The 16233-nt window shown below is 64.7% G+C and carries 16 protein-coding genes; 2 read left to right on the forward strand and 14 right to left on the reverse strand.

Annotated elements, in window-relative coordinates; all coding sequences use genetic code 11:
- Positions 1 to 29 precede the first annotated feature (29 nt).
- From E2K76_RS15920 to choX, 9 genes are all read right to left on the reverse strand, one after another.
- Positions 30 to 713, reverse strand: a complete 684-nt coding sequence (locus tag E2K76_RS15920; RefSeq protein ID WP_136685439.1) for a glycosyltransferase family 2 protein — start codon at positions 711 to 713, stop codon at positions 30 to 32.
- A complete protein-coding gene (locus tag E2K76_RS15925) occupies positions 683 to 1255 on the reverse strand; it encodes a DedA family protein (RefSeq protein WP_136685470.1) in 573 nt (190 codons plus the stop codon). Before E2K76_RS15925 ends, E2K76_RS15920 begins: the two co-directional genes overlap by 31 nt.
- A complete protein-coding gene (locus E2K76_RS15930; RefSeq protein ID WP_136685440.1) occupies positions 1255 to 2322 on the reverse strand; it encodes a glycosyltransferase in 1068 nt (355 codons plus the stop codon). Before E2K76_RS15930 ends, E2K76_RS15925 begins: the two co-directional genes overlap by 1 nt.
- Positions 2319 to 3107 carry a UDP-2,3-diacylglucosamine diphosphatase gene (locus E2K76_RS15935; RefSeq protein ID WP_281280743.1) on the reverse strand — a complete coding sequence of 263 codons (789 nt, stop codon included), beginning with the start codon at positions 3105 to 3107 and terminating at the stop codon, positions 2319 to 2321. The genes E2K76_RS15930 and E2K76_RS15935 overlap by 4 nt, the downstream gene beginning before the upstream one ends.
- Before the next feature lie 165 nt (positions 3108 to 3272).
- Positions 3273 to 3515 carry a DUF982 domain-containing protein gene (locus tag E2K76_RS15940; protein WP_169053341.1) on the reverse strand — a complete coding sequence of 81 codons (243 nt, stop codon included), beginning with the start codon at positions 3513 to 3515 and terminating at the stop codon, positions 3273 to 3275.
- A 43-nt stretch (positions 3516 to 3558) separates the two neighbouring features.
- Positions 3559 to 4614, reverse strand: a complete 1056-nt coding sequence (locus E2K76_RS15945; protein WP_136685443.1) for an HlyD family secretion protein — start codon at positions 4612 to 4614, stop codon at positions 3559 to 3561.
- Positions 4611 to 6212 carry an MFS transporter gene (locus tag E2K76_RS15950; RefSeq protein WP_136685444.1) on the reverse strand — a complete coding sequence of 534 codons (1602 nt, stop codon included), beginning with the start codon at positions 6210 to 6212 and terminating at the stop codon, positions 4611 to 4613. The genes E2K76_RS15945 and E2K76_RS15950 overlap by 4 nt, the downstream gene beginning before the upstream one ends.
- Positions 6209 to 6637, reverse strand: a complete 429-nt coding sequence (locus tag E2K76_RS15955) for a MarR family winged helix-turn-helix transcriptional regulator (RefSeq protein ID WP_136685445.1) — start codon at positions 6635 to 6637, stop codon at positions 6209 to 6211. The genes E2K76_RS15950 and E2K76_RS15955 overlap by 4 nt, the downstream gene beginning before the upstream one ends.
- A 61-nt stretch (positions 6638 to 6698) precedes the next feature.
- The gene (gene choX / locus E2K76_RS15960; protein WP_136685446.1) at positions 6699 to 7625 is read right to left on the reverse strand and encodes a choline ABC transporter substrate-binding protein; all 927 of its coding nucleotides are present in this window, start codon (positions 7623 to 7625) and stop codon (positions 6699 to 6701) included.
- A gap of 206 nt (positions 7626 to 7831) precedes the next feature.
- Here choX and E2K76_RS15965 point away from each other — a divergent pair, with 206 nt between their 5' ends.
- The gene (locus E2K76_RS15965; protein WP_136685447.1) at positions 7832 to 8677 is read left to right on the forward strand and encodes a sugar phosphate isomerase/epimerase family protein; all 846 of its coding nucleotides are present in this window, start codon (positions 7832 to 7834) and stop codon (positions 8675 to 8677) included.
- A gap of 16 nt (positions 8678 to 8693) precedes the next feature.
- Entirely contained in the window at positions 8694 to 8972 is a 279-nt protein-coding gene (locus E2K76_RS15970; protein WP_136685448.1) for a c-type cytochrome, read from the forward strand.
- Positions 8973 to 9008: 36 nt separating this feature from the next.
- Here the strand turns inward: E2K76_RS15970 and E2K76_RS15975 are convergent, their stop codons facing one another.
- The 5 genes from E2K76_RS15975 to E2K76_RS15995 all read right to left on the reverse strand — a co-directional run bounded on the left by E2K76_RS15975 (position 9009) and on the right by E2K76_RS15995 (position 16232).
- The gene (locus E2K76_RS15975; RefSeq protein ID WP_136685449.1) at positions 9009 to 9749 is read right to left on the reverse strand and encodes a 3-keto-disaccharide hydrolase; all 741 of its coding nucleotides are present in this window, start codon (positions 9747 to 9749) and stop codon (positions 9009 to 9011) included.
- 50 nt (positions 9750 to 9799) lie between these two features.
- Positions 9800 to 10363, reverse strand: coding sequence for a gluconate 2-dehydrogenase subunit 3 family protein (locus E2K76_RS15980; RefSeq protein WP_136685450.1), 564 nt, complete (start codon positions 10361 to 10363; stop codon positions 9800 to 9802).
- Positions 10363 to 12048: a GMC oxidoreductase gene (locus E2K76_RS15985; RefSeq protein ID WP_136685451.1), complete on the reverse strand. Its 1686-nt coding sequence runs from the start codon at positions 12046 to 12048 to the stop codon at positions 10363 to 10365. Before E2K76_RS15985 ends, E2K76_RS15980 begins: the two co-directional genes overlap by 1 nt.
- 32 nt (positions 12049 to 12080) lie before the next feature.
- Complete coding sequence (locus tag E2K76_RS15990) at positions 12081 to 12965, reverse strand: hydroxypyruvate isomerase family protein (protein ID WP_136685452.1); 885 nt, start codon at positions 12963 to 12965, stop codon at positions 12081 to 12083.
- A gap of 174 nt (positions 12966 to 13139) precedes the next feature.
- Positions 13140 to 16232 (reverse strand): efflux RND transporter permease subunit, encoded by a 3093-nt coding sequence (locus E2K76_RS15995; RefSeq protein WP_136685453.1) that lies wholly within the window; start codon positions 16230 to 16232, stop codon positions 13140 to 13142.
- Position 16233 lies beyond the last annotated feature (1 nt).

Genomic DNA, 16233 nt, shown 5'->3' on the forward strand with positions numbered 1-16233 from the left:
CCCGAGTATCCGAACGGACCTTCCCGCTGTCAATCGCGGCTGGCCCGCATGAAGAAGGCAAGCTGGCGAAGCACCTCTGGCAGGCTGGCGGTGCGGAAGATGTCGCGCAGCATCCCGACATCGGCCAGAAGACCCGGAAGCAGCCCCTTCTTCGCCGCCTTCGCCGGACTGGACAGGTTCGGACAGGACACGATGCGGACCTTGCGCCGCGCCAGCCGCCAGCCCCGGTTCAGCCAGACCTCCAGCCCGAAACCGGCGATGGGGGCGGGGCGGCGCAGGTCCTCGACCGGCATGACACGCTCGCCCGAGATGTAGTCGACGCCCATCGCCCGCCAGATCGCGGGGCTGTTGCCGCGCAGGCTGATCGTGACGTCGCATTCGCCGCGCATGACCGGAGCTACCAGCCGGGATATGTCGTCCGCCGCAAGCCCCAAGAGGTCCGCATCCAGCATCAGCACATGGGTTCCGCGCGCTTCCTCGGCCGCGCGGAAGACGGCGGCCGCCTTGCCGCCGTTCGCGGTCATGCGGATGACGCGCGCCCCGGCCTGCGCGGCAATGTCCGCAGTGCCGTCCTGCGATCCATCGTCGACCACGATCACCTCGGCCAATGCGGGGTGGCCGAGCGCGATCGACAGGACGCCCCCGATGCGCGCCGCCTCGTTGAATGCCGGGATGATGCAGCTTACCGTGACCTGCGTGCCAGCCAAACCCATGCTCCCACTGCTATGACAAGGATCGCCAGAAGGCCCAGCGTCGTGCGTCCGATCCAGACCGAAATCGCCTCGTGCGCCTGACCGAAGAAAGCGCCGATGGCAACGAAGACCGCGACCTTGGGCACGGTGGCGAGGGTATTGTAGAACAGGAAGGGCAGGACCGGCATCCGCGCCGCCCCGGCGGACACCAGCACGGCGGCGCCTGCGGCATGGGTCAGCTTGCCCAACGTCAGAATGCGCCCGCCACGGCGCGCGAACTGCCCGCGCAGGGCGCGCATCGACCCTTTGCGCAGCCCAAGACGCCGCAGCAGCCAGTCGGGAATCCGATGATACCCGTATCGGCCCATGGCATAGAAGCCGATATCCCCAAGCAGATCGCCCGCGACCAGAACCGGAACCAGAGTGCCGAAGGTGAAATAGCCCAGCTTGCCCAGATACCCCGCGATCACGCTGACGATGGGGCCTTCAAGCAGCGACAGAAACGCCACGATCGCAAGGCCGTGCGCCTGAAGCAGTGCCAGAACCTCTTCGCTGCCGAACATCAGCCGGGGGCCTGCACCAGAACGTTGCCGCGCCATGCGATGATCCGGCTTTTCCAGGACCAGAGCCAGAGCGCGGGCATCAGCGCATCGCGCAGCATCAACGCGCCCACATCGCGTCCACCCGCCGGCCAGCCGTTTGCCCGCGCCAATGCCCATTCCGCACCATACCATAGCGCGACGCCCAGCGGCAAAAGCGCGGGCGCGACGACGCCTAGCAGGCCAAGCGGCAACAGCCCGCCCAAGATCAGTTCCGGCACGAACAGCAGCGGAAAGCCCAGCCTGCGGATGCGCGCCCAGCGCAGTTGCCTGTCCCAGACGGCGGCGAAGTCGCGGCGCCCCATCGGCTGGAACACCGGCCGCGCGACCAGCCGCACCGATAGCCCCCGCGCCCGCACCAGCTTCGTCGAAGCCACATCCTCGGCCAGTTCGCGGCCCAGCGCAGGAAGGCCCCCGGCGCGGTCCAGCAGGCTGCGGTTCCAGAACAGCGTCTTGCCTTGGGCAAAACCCGCACCGAACAGATCGGCCGCGAATTGCCAGCGCGCCTGATGCGTGTTCAGAAACGCAGCCTCCACCCGGCCCCAGACCCCGGCCGGCATGATCCCCACCGCCGGAGAGGTCACCAGCCCCGTGCGGCCATCCCAGACCGCAAGAAGCTGCGACAGGTAATCGTCCGGCACCAAGGCGTTGCTGTCCACCATCGCAACCCAGTCGCTGTCATCCGCCCCCCAGCCTTTGACCAGATTGTTGAGCTTGGGGTTGTGTGAGATCGGATCGCGACCGACAAGCAACGCGCCCCGGCCCGGATGGGCGTCCAGCAGCGCGTGGATCAGCGGGATCACCGGATCATCCGCATCCTCGACGCAGAACAGGACGCGGTGATGCGGGTGATCCTGACGCAGAAAGGCGGGGAGGGTTTCGTCGGCGGTGGCGTCCAGCCCCCGAACGGGCACCAGAAGGCAGACGGGCTGCACCTCTGTCAATGGGGCGGGGCGGCGCGTCAGCCGCCATCCCGCCAGACCAAGCGACAGCAGATGCACCGCGAACAGGATCAGCACCAGAATGGTCATGCGGGCAGCAGCTCTGCCATCGGCGAGACCGTCAAACGCGAGACGCTGCGCCCCCGCCAGTCGATCAGCGCCAGCGCGCCGTCGCTTTCTTCGGCCACGGCGGTCATGCTTTGCATCCAGTCTCCACAGTTGGCATAGGTCAGCCCGTGGTCGCGTTGCAGCAAAGGTTCGTGCAGGTGGCCGCAAATGATGCCGTCGAAGCCACCCGCGCGGGCCATCCGGGCCAGCCGCCCGCGCATGGTCACGTTGCGGCTGATCAATGTGTCGCCCCAGCGGATCGCCCGATGCGCGCGGCCCGACAGGCCGCGCCGCAGCAATGCTTCGTCCAACGTCTGCGCGCGATAATCGATGTAGCTGCCCATCCGTGCGACGACGGTGGAACGCCCGATCCGCGATTCCGCGCAATCGCCATGCAGGACAAGATAGCGATGCCCCGTCGCGGTCCGGTGGACCAGCATATCCGGGCCGATGGCGATCTGCCTTGCCGGGCCGGTTTCGGCGCTTTGACGGTCGTGATTGCCCGGCAGCCGGGTCAGCCGCGTGCCAAGCTGCAACAGAGCATCGACCACCGCGTCATGTGTCGGCGTCCAGTGCGGCTGACGATAGCGGCAGAAGTCGAAGGCATCCCCCACCAGATAGACCCGTTCCGCCGTCACCGAACGCAGGAAGTCGAGCAACATGTCGACTTGGCAGGCTCTTGCGCCCAGGTGCAGATCCGACAGGAACAGCGCGCGATAATGTCGCGCGGGGGCGAGGCGGGGCGCGGCCCGGGGGCGGGGCGGCAGTTCGGTTCGAAAGCCCTGTGGCAGGCGGGCGGCGACGGATCCCTGAGGGAACGCGATGCTGATCATGTCCGACGGCTGCTCTTGTTTCCTTGTCCCCTTGTAGCGCGGTTTTATGACGCTGGGACGAAGGCTTGCCGTGTTTTGCCCGCCAAGGGATGTCGCCGGCTATTCGACCGGAAGCAGGACTACGCCGCCTTCGGAAAGCGCGGACACGAAGGCCGCACGCGCATTCTCGTCGCTGGTTTCATTCCGGATGGCCGCGATGCAGACATTTATGGCATTCTGGAACGCAGGTCCGTCAACTTTTTGCCACCACCCGTCCAAGACGCGCAGGGCCTCTATCGAGGTCTGGACCGAGCGATTTGGCTGGTCCTTTCCCATCGATATGACGACAGGTTCTTCCCACATGTGCATGTCCTCCATATGGGCAACGCACAAGTTGGTGATTTGTTCATCTGCCGGGGTCGTTTCCGGGTTGCGAGGTATCTACGGTGGCAACGACCGACAGGCCGGGCGCAAGGTATTCCGATAATTCCTGCCCCTCGTCGATCGAGATACGCACCGGAAGACGCTGGGTGATCTTGGTGAAGTTCCCGGTCGCGTTGGTCGCGGCCAGCAGGCTGAACTCCGATGCGGTGGCGGGCGAGAAGCCTTCGACCCGGCCGGTGAACACCCGTCCGCCCATCGCATCGACTGCAAAACGGACCGGCTGCCCAAGGCGCATCCCGTGCAGGCTGGTCTCCTTGAAATTCGCGATCACCCAGACGTCGCTGCCGACATGCGACACCAGACCCGTCCCGGCGGTCACATATTGCCCGACGCGGGCCGAAACCTGCCCGAGGCTGCCATCCGCAGGGGCGTGGATCACCGTGTTGTCCAGGTCGATGCGCGCAAGTTCGACCGTCGCCTCGGCATTGGCGATCTGCGCTTCGGCGGCGGTCGCCTGGGCATGGGCGGAGTTGATGGCCTCGTGCTGCACTTCGACCTGCACCTCGGCCTGTGCGACATTGGCGCTGGCCTGTTGCAGCGACAGCGCCGCCTGTTCCTGCGCGGTATCCGCCGCCACCCCGCGCGAGCGAAGTTCCTGCGTGCGGGCGCTGTTGGACTGCGCCGTGGTCAACGCGACGCGGCTTGCCTCCAGCGCGGCGGTGGAGGCACGCTCGCTTGCCTGCGCGGACTGTTCGTTCTGGCGCGCAACCTCCAGCGCGGCGCGTGCGGAGGCGAGGCCCGCCTCGGCCTGTGCCAGTTTCTGGCGGTAGGGGCGGTCGTCGATCCGTGCGATCACGTCGCCTTCGGACACCTTCTGGAAATCCGCCGCCTCCACCGCGATCAGATAGCCCGAAAGCTGCGGCGACAGGGTGGTGACGCGGCCCCGGACATAGGCGTTCTCGGTCGTGGGGGCGCTGTTCGAAAAGGGCGGCAGGTGCCATGCGAACAGCAGAAGCAGAACGCCGGCAATTCCGATCACGATGGCGATGGCCGTGGGCAGGATAAGGGACTTGTTCATTTCGCGGCCTCGGGGGCAGGAGTGGTGGGGGCGCCGTTCATCCGGGCGGCAAGCCAGTCGCGCAGCAGGTGCAGAAGCAAAGCCGCCGCCGCCGCGCAGGCGATCAGGAAAGTGATGAAATAGGCGTCGTTATAGGCAAGGACGTAAGCCTGGTTCGACGTATCCTGCGCGATCTGCGCCATGGCCTGCGCACGCCGCATGGCCCCGTCGCCGATCTGCGGTGCCATCGCGGCGGCCCGGGCGGCGATGGCCGACATGGTGGCGGGATCGGTCGGCAAGACCTGTTCGTTCAGGATCTGAAGATGCAATGCCTGCCGGTGGTTCACCAGCGTCGTGAACAGGCCCGAGCCGACGACGCCGCCAAGGCTTTGCGTGGACAGGAAGACGATGATGAAGGACAGAAGATAGTTCGGCCCCCTGGCCAGCGCGGCGGTCAGCCCGGCGACCATCGCGGGCGGCATGAACAGCATCCCGGCGAACCCGATCAGCGCCTGGCTGACGATCATCTGTTCGGGGCGGGTGTCGATGCTGGAATGGGCGTCCATGAAGGCCCCTGCCGCGATCAAGATCAGGGCACACAGGTGCATCATCGGCAATCGCTGCGGTTTCATCCACGCGATGCAGGCCAGCGCGCCCATGACGCAGGCGACGCAGATCACCACAAACAGCGGGACGAGTTGCTGCGGACCCATGCCCAGCGCCTGAAACAGCCGCGGCGCGCCGGTGCTTTGTTCGGACAGCACGAGTCGGAACAGGAACAGCGTCACCGCAAGGTGCAGGATGGCGGGCGAGCAGATCCAGCGGATGTCCACCAGCGGCGTCTCCCGCCTCAGCTCGATCGCGACGGCAAGCGCCAGGGACAGGACGGAACCTGCCAGCAGCAGCCCGATCCAATCCGCATCCGTCCACCAGTGGATCGGTCCCATCAGGAACCCTACCGTGATCCCGCCGAACCCCATGGCGATCAGGGCGAAGCTGACGAAGTCCAGCTTCTGTATCACCTTCTGATGCGGCACCGGGCGCAGCGGCAGCAGGAACACCAGCGCGACAGAACACATCGCCATGCCAAGCGCGGTCAGATGCACCGCGGTCAGCCCGCCATCCCCGATCAGGGCGGGCGAGATGACCCGCGCCAGCGACGGCGCGTTCATCAGGAACAGCAGCGCCATCGGCAGGCCCAGCCGCATCTTCCACTGCGGCGACAGCGGCTCGATCATGTAAAGGAAGGCCAGCGTGGACAGCGGGGCCGAGGCGACGCCCGACAGGAACTGCACGACGATGGCCGACCGAAGATCCTCGACCCAGACCGAGATGAAGGCGACGATCACGTAAAGCGCGACCCCGATCTCGGCAAAGCGGCGCAATCCATACTGGGTGCGGATCTTGACCAGCATGATCGGAAGCGAGGCGCGTGGCACCATATAGGCCGCCATCAGCCAGCTTGCCTCGGTCGTGGTGCTGCCCAGATCGCCCGCGAATTGCGGCAGGTTGGTCGAGACGAACCCCTGCGCCAGCCCTTGCGACAAAGCCAACACGGTTGCGGCGGCGAAATAGGGCAGCGCGCGGTGGACGGGGAATGCGGCGGGGGCGGCTGTCATCTGTGGTTCAGCCTTGCGATGTTTTCCGCGATGCGTTCCAGAGAGGTCTGCATCCGGCTTTTGTTTTCGGGCGAAAGACCGTCGAGGATCTCGGCGCGGGTGTCATCGACGAGTCGCGTGACGCGGGCGCTGCGGGCCTTGTCGGTCAGGTGCAGCGCGCGTTTGCGGGCATCGCCGTCCAGCGCGCGGCGGGTGATGAAGCCGTCGGTTTCCAGCGCGTCGATCTGGCGTTTGAGCGTTGGCGGCTCCAGCCCCATCTCGTTCGCCAGACCGGCCTGCGTGATCCCCTCCATCTTGGCGATGGCAGCAAGGACGCGGGCGCGCGACATGGTCAGGCCGACCTCTTGCGCGCTTGCGTCGAACTGGCGGCGCAATTCGCGCATCACGCGCAAAAGCGCGTCGATCAGATGGGCATCATCGTTCATTGCGGGCCTGAGAATGTTAGCGTGCAAATTAATTAGCGCGCTAACATTCCCGCCGCAAGGGTCAGAGGTCGAGTTCGGCCTTCACGGCTTCGAGACCGGGCTGGCCGTCCAGCGTCGTGACACCTGCAAGCCATGCGTCCAGACGTTCGGGGTTCGCCTCGATCCATTTGGTCGCGGCGGCCTGCGCATCTTCGCCTTCGAGGATTTTGCCCATCAGTTCGTTTTCCAGCGGCAGATCGAATACGAGGCCTTTGAACGCGGCGGCGGCGTTGGGGCAGGCGGCGACCCATTCCTTGCGGGCGATGGTATTCACTTCGGCCCCGCCGAAGTTCGGTCCGAAATAGGCATCGGCGCCTTCAAGGTATTCGATGTCGATCTGGTTGTTCATCGGATGCGGCGCCCATGCAAGGAACACGACCGGCGTGCCGCTGCGGGTCTGGCGCTGCACTTCGGCCAGCATCGCCTGTTCGCTCGATTCCACGATTTCCCAATCGCCAAGGCCATAATCGTCCGCCTCGATGATCTTCAGGATGTTCTGGTTGGCTGGAGCGCCCGGCTCGATCCCATAGATCTTGCGCCCGAACGCATCGGCATGGGCGTCCAGGTCGGCCAGCGAGGCGATGCCGAGCGCGGCGGTTTCCGCCGGGACGGCCAGCGTGAACTTCGCACCTTCGAGGTTGCGGCCCAGCGTGTCGATCTTGCCCTCAAGATCGGCGATGAAGGCGGATTGCGCGGGCATCCAGTTGCCGAGGAAAGCGTCGATCTGGTCGTCCTTCAGCGCAGCATACCCGACCGGCACCGAAAGGGTAGAGATCTGAAGATCATAGCCCAGCGCGTCCAGCACCACGGATGCGACCGCGTTGGTGGCGGTGATGTCGGTCCAGCCGGGATCGAAGCTGCGGATCGTGCGGCAGCTTGCATCGTCCTGCGCGATGGCGGGAACGGCTGCAAGCATGGCAATGCCGAGAAGGGGGATGATTTTGGTCATGTCGCGGTCCTATGTTCGCGCGCAGAATGCCTGCGGAAAACATTCTGTGAAAGAGCGAAAACATTCGTGTGCAATAGAATATTATTCCGCAACGAACGCCTTTCTGCAGGTCGGCAAAAATCCATCATCGCGCGATGTAACCGTTTGCCTTGAAGATGAAAACGATTACATTTGCCATCACCCACAGGTTCGATGGGGAGGATACCATGAAGATTTCGTTGAAGAACGCTGCCGTTGCGGCACTCTTTGCCTCGGTCGCGATGCCGGCCTTCGCCCAGACGGGCGAGCTGCCGATCGCGGTTCAGTTGTATACGCTGCGCGATTTCGGCACGCTGGAAGAACAGCTGGCCGCCGTGCAGGAAGCCGGCATCACCGCGGTCGAAACCGTCGGCACCCAGAAAGTCTCGGCCGAGGAGCTGAAGGGCCTTCTGGACAAGCACGGGATCGAGGCGATCTCCACCCATGCCCAGCTTGCGGATCTGCGCAGCGATCTGGACAGCGTGATCGAGTTCAACAAGGCGATCGGCAACAGCTACATCACCGTCCCGTATCTGCAGGAAGAAGACCGCCCCACGGATGCCGCCGGCTGGCAGGCGCTGGGCGAAGAACTCGGCCAGATCTCGGAGAAGATCGAGGCCGAGGGGATGACGCTGGCCTATCACAACCACGCGTTCGAGATTGTCGATTTCGACGGCAAGACCGCGCTTGAAATCATGCTGGACGCCGCCGGTCCCGAGGTCGAGGCCGAGCTGGACCTCGCTTGGGTCGCTCGCGCGGGTTTCGATCCGGCTGAATATCTGGCCCGCTTCGATGGCCGAGTGTTCGCCATCCACGCCAAGGACAACGCCCCCGAGGGCGAGGCCGAGGACGAGAAGGGCTTTGCCGCGCTGGGCGAGGGCGTTCTGGACTGGGACGCGATCCTGCCCGCGGCCGAGGAAGCTGGCGTTACATGGTATATCATCGAGCATGACCTGCCCAAGGACGCCGTCGCTGTCGTTCAGACGGGCGCTGCCTATCTGACCGAAAACCTGCCGGAAGGCGCAACCCGCTAAGACCAAGAGGTAGCAAATGCTGAAAGCCACCTTCACCACCGCCCTGTTCCTTGCCGCCGCTCCTGCCTTTGCGCAGGACACGGGGGCCGACCTTTACGCGACCAACTGCTCGGCCTGTCATGGTGCCGAACGCGAGGGCATGGGCGCAGACTTTCCGGCCCTGACCGACGTCAAGGACCGGCTGAAGCCGGAGGAGATCGCGGAGAAGATCGAAAAAGGTGGCGAGATGATGCCGCCCTTCGATTACCTGACCGAGGAAGAGCGCGCGTCGATCGTGGCTTTCCTGAGCGAGTGACGGATGGGCGCGGAGGGAAACCTCCGCGCCTTTCGTTCAGAGTTTCCGCACCCAGATGTTGCGGAAGCTGACCTCGGAATCGTGGTCCTGCAGATAGATCGGGGCGCAGTCGTGAACGGGATAGGACGGCGCGCCGATATATTCGGTCTTGCCCGACAGCACGACGTCATCCTGCACCAGAACGCCATTGTGCAGCACCGTCACGCGCGCGGGGCTTTCCAGCCCGCCGCCTTCGGAAAAGCGCGGCGATTTCCAGATGATGTCGTATTCCTGCCATTCGCCGGGCGCGCGCGATGCGTTTACCAGCGGGATCGCCTGCTTGTAGATCGACGCCGCCTGACCGTTGGGATAGGTCGGGTTGTCGGAGCTGTCGAGCACCTGGATCTCGTAAATCTCGTGCAGGAAGACGCCGCTGTTACCGCGATCCTGGCTGTCGAACCCTTCGATATCGGTCGGGCTGCGCCATTCGACGTGAAGCTGCACGTCACAAAAGCTTTCCTTGGTGCGGATGCCCTTGGACCCCGACACGACGGTCATCGCGCCATCGGCCACGGTCCACGGCGCCTCGCCGCCCTCCTCGGCCTCCCATGCGTCAAGCGAGGTGCCGTCGAACAGCACGATGGCATCGGACGGGGCCGCGCCCTCGGGGGTGGCGACGGTGGCGGGGACGGGCTCCCACACTTCGGTCTTGGCCGCTTCGCGCTGGCGTTCGGTCTGGTCCTGCGCGAAGGCAGGGACGGCCAGCAGGCAGGCCGCGATGGTCAATGCGTGTTTCATCTTTCCTCCCAGAAAAAAGCCGGCGCGGGGGGACGCGCCGGCGAATGGTTTCAGGTCGCCCAGGCGGGGGTGCCCTGCTCGTAGGGCAGCTCGCCGTCATAGCGGCCCGGCACGGCGACATAGCGCAGCACCTTGGTCGCCCCGACTTCCGAAGTGAAGAAGCTGAACAGGGTCAGCTGCTTCATCATCGTGAAGTAATGCGCCTTGGTCTGGCCGGACGATTGCCCGTCCAGTGCAACGCGGCCCGCTTGCTCCTTCGCCTCGGCGTCCAGCGCGATCAGCATTTCCTTGCGCGCCTCGGGCGTCAGCGCCATGAAGTCGCCATCCGCATCCAGCGCGGCCAGCCCTTCGCGGAAGATCGCCTGTTCCTCGGGGGAATAGCAGTCGGTCACGAACTGGGCCATGAACAGGCCGACGCCCGCCTCTTTCGCACCGGGGGTCGAGGTTTGCGGGATGATCGTCTCCGCCAGCTCGTCCAGTTTCGCGACATCGGCTTCGGTGAAGTCGTTCGCGGGTTCCTGCAGCGGCACCTTGCCATAGGCAAAGGCCGCGCCGCCGATCATCGACATGCCGGTGGCGGCTGCGATCATTTTCAGAAGGTCGCGACGTTCCATCAGATGTCTCCTGCCTTGAGTGCGCGCACCGCATGGTCCGCCGCCCGCGCCGTCAGCGCCATATAGGTCAGCGACGGGTTGACACAGGCCGCCGAGGTCATCGCAGCCCCATCGGTCACATAGACGTTCGGCGCGTCCCAGACCTGGTTGTGCTGGTTGAGGACCGAGGTCTTGGGATCACGGCCCATGCGTGCCGTGCCCATTTCGTGGATGCCCATGCCGGGGGCATAGTCGTTGTTGTTGATCCTGACGTTCTTGACGCCTGCCGCCTCCAGCATCTCGGCTGCGTCGGCGCCCATGTCCTTGCGCATGGCAAGTTCATTCTCGCGGATCGACACGTCCATCGCCAGAACCGGCAGACCCCATTTGTCGGTCTTGGTCGGGTCAAGGCTGATGGTGTTGTCGTGATAGGGCAGCATCTCGCCAAAGCCGGTCATGCCGATGGTCCAGTCGCCCGGCACGGTCAGCGCGTCCTTCAGGTCGGCGCCGATGTTCAGCTCGGCAATCTCGCGCGACCAGCCGGTGCGGCTTGCGGACCCCTGATAGCCGAAGCCGCGGGTATAGTCGCGGGTATCGTTGCCGACGTTGCGGAAACGCGGGATATAGAAACCGCAGGGGCGGCGACCGAAATAGTATTTGTCGTCATAGCCTTCGACCGTGCCGGACGCGCCGACGCGGAAATGGTGGTCCATGACGTTGTGGCCCAGCTCGCCCGAGGACGATCCAAGGCCGCCTTCCCACACATCGGTGGCCGAGTTCATCAGCACCCAGGTGGAGTTGAAGGCCGATGCGTTCAGGAAGATGACATTGGCCGTGAACTCATAGGTCTGGCCGTTTTCGGCGTCGATGATCTCGACCCCGCGGGCGCGTTTGCGGTCCTTGTCATACAGCACTTCCTTCACGATCGAGAAGGGGCGCAGCGTCAGGTTGCCGGTCGCCATCGCGGCGGGCAGGGTGGCCGACTGGGTCGAAAAATACGCGCCATAGGGACAGCCCAGAACGCATTTGTTGCGATACTGGCAAGCCACGCGCTTCTGTTCCGGCATCGGCTGCGTGATGTTCGCGGTGCGCGAATGGATCATGTGGCGCGTGCCGCCGAAGGCTTCCTTGATCCGGGCCGCCACGTCCTTTTCGACGATGTTCAGCGGAACCGGCGGCAGGAACTGCCCGTCCGGCAGGATGTCCAGCCCCTCTTGCGTGCCGGAAATCCCCGCGAACTTCTCGACATAGTCATACCACGGCGCGATGTCGGCATAGCGGATCGGCCAGTCGGTCGCGATGCCCTCCTTGGCGTTCGCCTCGAAGTCGGTATCGCCCAGACGGTAGCTTTGACGGCCCCACAGCAGCGAGCGACCACCGACGTGATAGCCGCGGAACCAGTCGAAACGCTTGGTTTCGGTATAGGGGCATTCTTCCTCGTTCGCCCACATGCCAAGGGTGTTTTCCGCCAGCGGATAGTCGCGCTTGAGGACCGGGTAGGCGGCCTTCATTTCTTGCGTCGGGCGGTTGTGATGCGGGAAGTGCCAGATTTCCTTCTGCGCGTTCACATAGTCCTTGATGTGCTCGATATTGCGGCCGCGCTCCAGCATCAGGACCTTTAGGCCCTTTTCGGCCAGTTCCTTCGCGGCCCAGCCGCCGCTGATGCCCGACCCGACGACGATCGCGTCGTAGTGGTTGTCTGCCATGGGTTCTTCTCCCTAGGTGGATGTGATTGGTTTCAGACGTCGCAGATGCGGACCGCGTCGCGCAGCGAGGCGATGGGGTCGGGGGCCTCGGGCGTGAACTCCTGCGCGATGTAGCCGCCAAAGCCGGTTTCCACGATCGCGCGGCAGATGGCGGGATAGTTCAACTCCTGATCGTCGCCGATCTCGTGCCGTCCGGGGACGCCGGCGGTGTGGTAATGCGCGAAATACTGGTGGTTTTCGCGGATGGTGGCGATGATGTCGCCTTCCATGATCTGCATGTGATAGATGTCGTACAGCAGACCGAAATTCTGCGATCCGAGCCGTTTGCACAGATCGACGCCCCATGCGGAATGATCGCACAGGTAATCGGGGTGGTTCACCTTGCTGTTCAGCAGTTCCATCACCAGCGTGACGCCGCGATCTTCGGCATGGCCAAGGATGCGTTTCAGACCCTCCTCGGCATTCCGGAGCCCATCCTCGGGGTCCATGCCGTTGCGATTGCCAGAGAAGCAGATCAGGTTGCGATATCCGGCATCGGCGACCAGATCGATGTGGCGGGTGTAACGCTCGACCAGCTCGTCATGGAACTCGGTCGCGGCGAAGCCTTCCTCAAGGCTGATCTCGGCCCCGTTGCACATCGAGCTGTCGATGCCATGCGCCTTCAGGGTCGGCCAATCTTCGGAACCGACGAGGTCGATGGCGGAAAATCCGATATCCTTGACCGCGGCGCAAAGCTGTTCGACCGACAGATCCTTGAACGTCCAGCGCGCAACCGAATGGCGAAGGTTTCCGCGCAGCGGGCCTTCGGCTGCGGTGTCCTGCGCGGCGGCGCGACCGGCGCCGAAGGCGGCAAAGCCGGCCCCGGCGACCAGCGACGATTTCAGAAGGTTCCGGCGGCTGGATGAGACTTCGTTCATGTTTCCCCTCGCTTTCTCCTCACGAAGGGGATGCTCGTCCGGTGCCGGCATCGCGCTCCTCCCCCGTGATCCGGCCTCCCTGCCGGATGCGACCGCGTTGCGGCGATGCCGCTATGCAATCGATTACACGTTAGTGAGGCAGATCGTCGCTGGCAAGCCCTCTTGCGTCGCGGTCTACACCCGCCGCGCGAAGAGACGCCGGATCATCACGAAGAAGGCCGGAACGAGGAAAATGCCCAACGCTGTCGCGGCAATCATCCCGCCGAGGACCCCGATCCCGATGGCGTTTTGCGCCCCGGCACCTGCGCCGGTTGCGGTCGCCAGTGGCAGAACGCCAAGGATGAACGCGAAGGAAGTCATCAGGATCGGGCGCAGACGCAGGCGTGCGGCCTCCAGCGTGGCCTCCAGAAGGCTTCGCCCCTCGCGTTGCAGATCGACCGCGAATTCCACGATCAGGATGGCGTTCTTGGCCGCAAGCCCGATGGTCGTCAGCAGTCCGACCTTGAAATACACGTCGTTCGACTGCCCCGTCAGGAGCGCGGCCGCCAGCGCCCCGAGGATGCCTACGGGAACCGCCAGCATCACCGACAGCGGGATCGACCAGCTTTCGTAAAGCGCGGCAAGGCACAGGAAGACCACCAGCACCGACACCGCATAGAGGAATGGCGCCTGAGAGCCCGAGAGCCGTTCCTGATAGGACAGCCCCGTCCACGCAACGCCATAGCCGCCGGGCAGGTCCGCCGCCAACTCCTCCATCGCGTCCATTGCCTGACCGGAGCTGACCCCCGCACCCGGCGCACCTTCCAGCGCCAGCGCCGCCGTGCCGCCATAGCGGTCCAACGAAGCGGGAACCGATTCCCAGGCCAGCGTCGTGAAGGACGAGAAAGGGACCATCTCGCCCTCGCCATTGCGGGATTGCCAGCGGAAGATGTCGCCCGGCTGCATCCTGAACTGTGCGTCGCCCTGCACGATCACCGGACGCAATTCCGCCCCCATCTGGAAATCGTTGACGTCGGTGCCCGAAAAGATGGTCGCGAGCATCGCGTTCACCTCGGACAGGGTCAGCCCGAAACTCTCGGCCTTCTGGGTGTCGATATCGAGGCGGAGGGCGGTCTTGTCCTGATCCTCGTTCCCGCGCAGGCCAGTGGCGCGCCCATCCTCGCCCGCAGATGCCACCAGCGCATCGGCAGCCTCGCGCAATGCGGTCTGCCCGCGGCCGGATTGGTCCAGCAGATACATCGTGAAGCCCGCGCTGTTGCCCATGCCCGAAATCGCTGGCGGTTGCAGGAAAAAGACCTGCCCCGCGCGGTTACCGGAAAAAGCGATATTCGCCCGTTGCGCCACGGCAGATGCCGTCAAGGCGTCGTCGCCCTCGCGCCCGTCGAAATCCTTCAGCTTGGCGAAGATCATCGCGCTGTTCTGTGCGCTGCCGCCGAAGCCGAAGCCGAGCGCGGCGAAGGTGCTTTCCACCGCCGCGCCCTCTTGATCCAGAAGGTAGTCCTCGACCTGCCGGACCAGCGCGTCGGTCTGGACGGTGGTCGACGCCTCGGGCAGGCGGACCTGCACCATCAGCACGCCCTGATCCTCTTGCGGCAGGAAGGACGAGGAGATCCGCGTGAACATCAATGCGCAAAGCCCGATCACCACGGCCAGCGCCACCAACGCGGTGAAGGGCCGTCCGAGGATGCGCCGGTTCGCGCCGACATAGGCCCCGGTGGCGCGGTCGAAATTGCGGTTGAACCAGCGCGCTGCACGGTTGCCGGGGCCATGGCGCGGCTTCAGCATCGTCGCGCACAGCGCCGGCGTCAGCACCAGCGCGACCAGCACCGACAGCACCATCGCCGTGATGATCGTGACCGAGAACTGGCGATAGATGATCCCCGTCGATCCGCCGAAGAAGGCCATCGGCAGGAACACCGCCGACAGCACCAGCCCGATGCCGACCAGCGCGCCGGTGATCTGGTGCATGGATTTCTCGGTCGCCTCGACAGGGCCGAGGCCTTCTTCTTCCATCACCCGCTCGACGTTCTCGACGACCACGATGGCGTCATCCACCAGCAGACCGATCGCCAGCACCATCGCGAACATCGTCAGCGTGTTGATGGAATATCCCAGCACCGCCAGCACCCCGAACGTGCCCAGAAGCACGACCGGAACCGCCAGCGTCGGGATCAGCGTCGCGCGCCAGTTCTGAAGGAAGACGAACATCACGATGAAGACCAGCACGATGGCTTCGATCAGCGTATGCTGGACCTTGGAGATCGACAGCTCCACGAAAGGCGAGGTGTCGTAGGCATATTCGATCGAAACGCCTTCGGGGAAGGCGCCGGACAGCCCTTCCAGAACGCCGCGCACCGCGGCGGCGGTGTCCACCGCATTCGCCCCGGCAGCAAGGTTCACGCCGAAGCCTGCGGCGTTGTTGCGGCTGAAACGGCTGGAGCTGCCGTAGCTTTCCTGCCCCACCTCGACCCGCGCCACGTCGCCAAGGCGCACCGCCGCGCCGCCCGCGCCCGTCTTCAGCAGCACCTGCCGAAACTCGTCCACCGTTCGAAGCTGGCTTTGCGCCGTGATCTCGGTGGTGAACTGTTGCCCCGGCGCGGCGGGCTGGGCGCCCAGAGATCCGACCGTGACGGTCATGTTCTGCGCCGAGATGGCTGCGGTGATGTCCGATGGCGTCAACTGGAACTGCGCCAGCCGGTCGGGGTCCAGCCAGACGCGCATGGCATAGCCCGAGCCGAAGACGTTGATCGATCCTACGCCCTCTGTTCGCTGCACCGGCCCCTCGACCGTGGTTTCGAGCATGTCCGCCAGCTCCAGCGAGCTGTAACGGTTGTCAGCCGACACAAGCGCGCCGACCATCAGGATCGAACTTGTGGACCGCGACACCCGCACACCCTGATCCTGCACCGCGCCCGGGAGCTGCGATGTGACGAGTTGCAGCTTGTTCTGGACCTGCACCTGCGCCGTATCGGGGTCGGTATTCTCGTCGAAAACAAGGCTGATCGAGGATGACCCGGGGGAGGAGGAGGAGGTCATGTAAAGCAGCCCCTCCAGCCCGGTCAGCCCGTCCTCGATGACCGTGGTGACGGAGTTCTGGACGGCTTCGGCCGACGCGCCGCTATAGGTCGCGCTGATGCGGACCGTCGGCGGCGCGACCTCGGGGTATTGCGAGATGGGCAGGGTGGTCAGGCCCAGAAGCCCGGCCAGCATCGTCACGATGGCAAGCACCCATGCGAAGACGGGTCGGTGGATGAAGAAATGCGCCATC

The sequence above is a fragment of the Falsirhodobacter xinxiangensis genome, assembly GCF_004959935.1.
Classification (GTDB): Bacteria; Pseudomonadota; Alphaproteobacteria; order Rhodobacterales; family Rhodobacteraceae; genus Falsirhodobacter; species Falsirhodobacter xinxiangensis.

Excerpts from the sequence above, each read along its gene's own strand:
- E2K76_RS15995 (WP_136685453.1), bottom strand. The coding sequence starts at position 16,232 with ATGGCGCATTTCTTCATCCACCGACCCGTCTTCGCATGGGTGCTTGCC.
- E2K76_RS15990 (WP_136685452.1), bottom strand. The coding sequence starts at position 12,965 with ATGAACGAAGTCTCATCCAGCCGCCGGAACCTTCTGAAATCGTCGCTG.
- E2K76_RS15975 (WP_136685449.1), bottom strand. The coding sequence starts at position 9,749 with ATGAAACACGCATTGACCATCGCGGCCTGCCTGCTGGCCGTCCCTGCC.
- E2K76_RS15980 (WP_136685450.1), bottom strand. The coding sequence starts at position 10,363 with ATGGAACGTCGCGACCTTCTGAAAATGATCGCAGCCGCCACCGGCATG.
- choX (WP_136685446.1), bottom strand. The coding sequence starts at position 7,625 with ATGACCAAAATCATCCCCCTTCTCGGCATTGCCATGCTTGCAGCCGTT.
- E2K76_RS15925 (WP_136685470.1), bottom strand. The coding sequence starts at position 1,255 with ATGTTCGGCAGCGAAGAGGTTCTGGCACTGCTTCAGGCGCACGGCCTT.
- E2K76_RS15945 (WP_136685443.1), bottom strand. The coding sequence starts at position 4,614 with ATGAACAAGTCCCTTATCCTGCCCACGGCCATCGCCATCGTGATCGGA.
- E2K76_RS15950 (WP_136685444.1), bottom strand. The coding sequence starts at position 6,212 with ATGACAGCCGCCCCCGCCGCATTCCCCGTCCACCGCGCGCTGCCCTAT.
- E2K76_RS15920 (WP_136685439.1), bottom strand. The coding sequence starts at position 713 with ATGGGTTTGGCTGGCACGCAGGTCACGGTAAGCTGCATCATCCCGGCA.
- E2K76_RS15985 (WP_136685451.1), bottom strand. The coding sequence starts at position 12,048 with ATGGCAGACAACCACTACGACGCGATCGTCGTCGGGTCGGGCATCAGC.
- E2K76_RS15955 (WP_136685445.1), bottom strand. The coding sequence starts at position 6,637 with ATGAACGATGATGCCCATCTGATCGACGCGCTTTTGCGCGTGATGCGC.
- E2K76_RS15970 (WP_136685448.1), top strand. The coding sequence starts at position 8,694 with ATGCTGAAAGCCACCTTCACCACCGCCCTGTTCCTTGCCGCCGCTCCT.
- E2K76_RS15965 (WP_136685447.1), top strand. The coding sequence starts at position 7,832 with ATGAAGATTTCGTTGAAGAACGCTGCCGTTGCGGCACTCTTTGCCTCG.
- E2K76_RS15940 (WP_169053341.1), bottom strand. The coding sequence starts at position 3,515 with ATGTGGGAAGAACCTGTCGTCATATCGATGGGAAAGGACCAGCCAAAT.
- E2K76_RS15930 (WP_136685440.1), bottom strand. The coding sequence starts at position 2,322 with ATGACCATTCTGGTGCTGATCCTGTTCGCGGTGCATCTGCTGTCGCTT.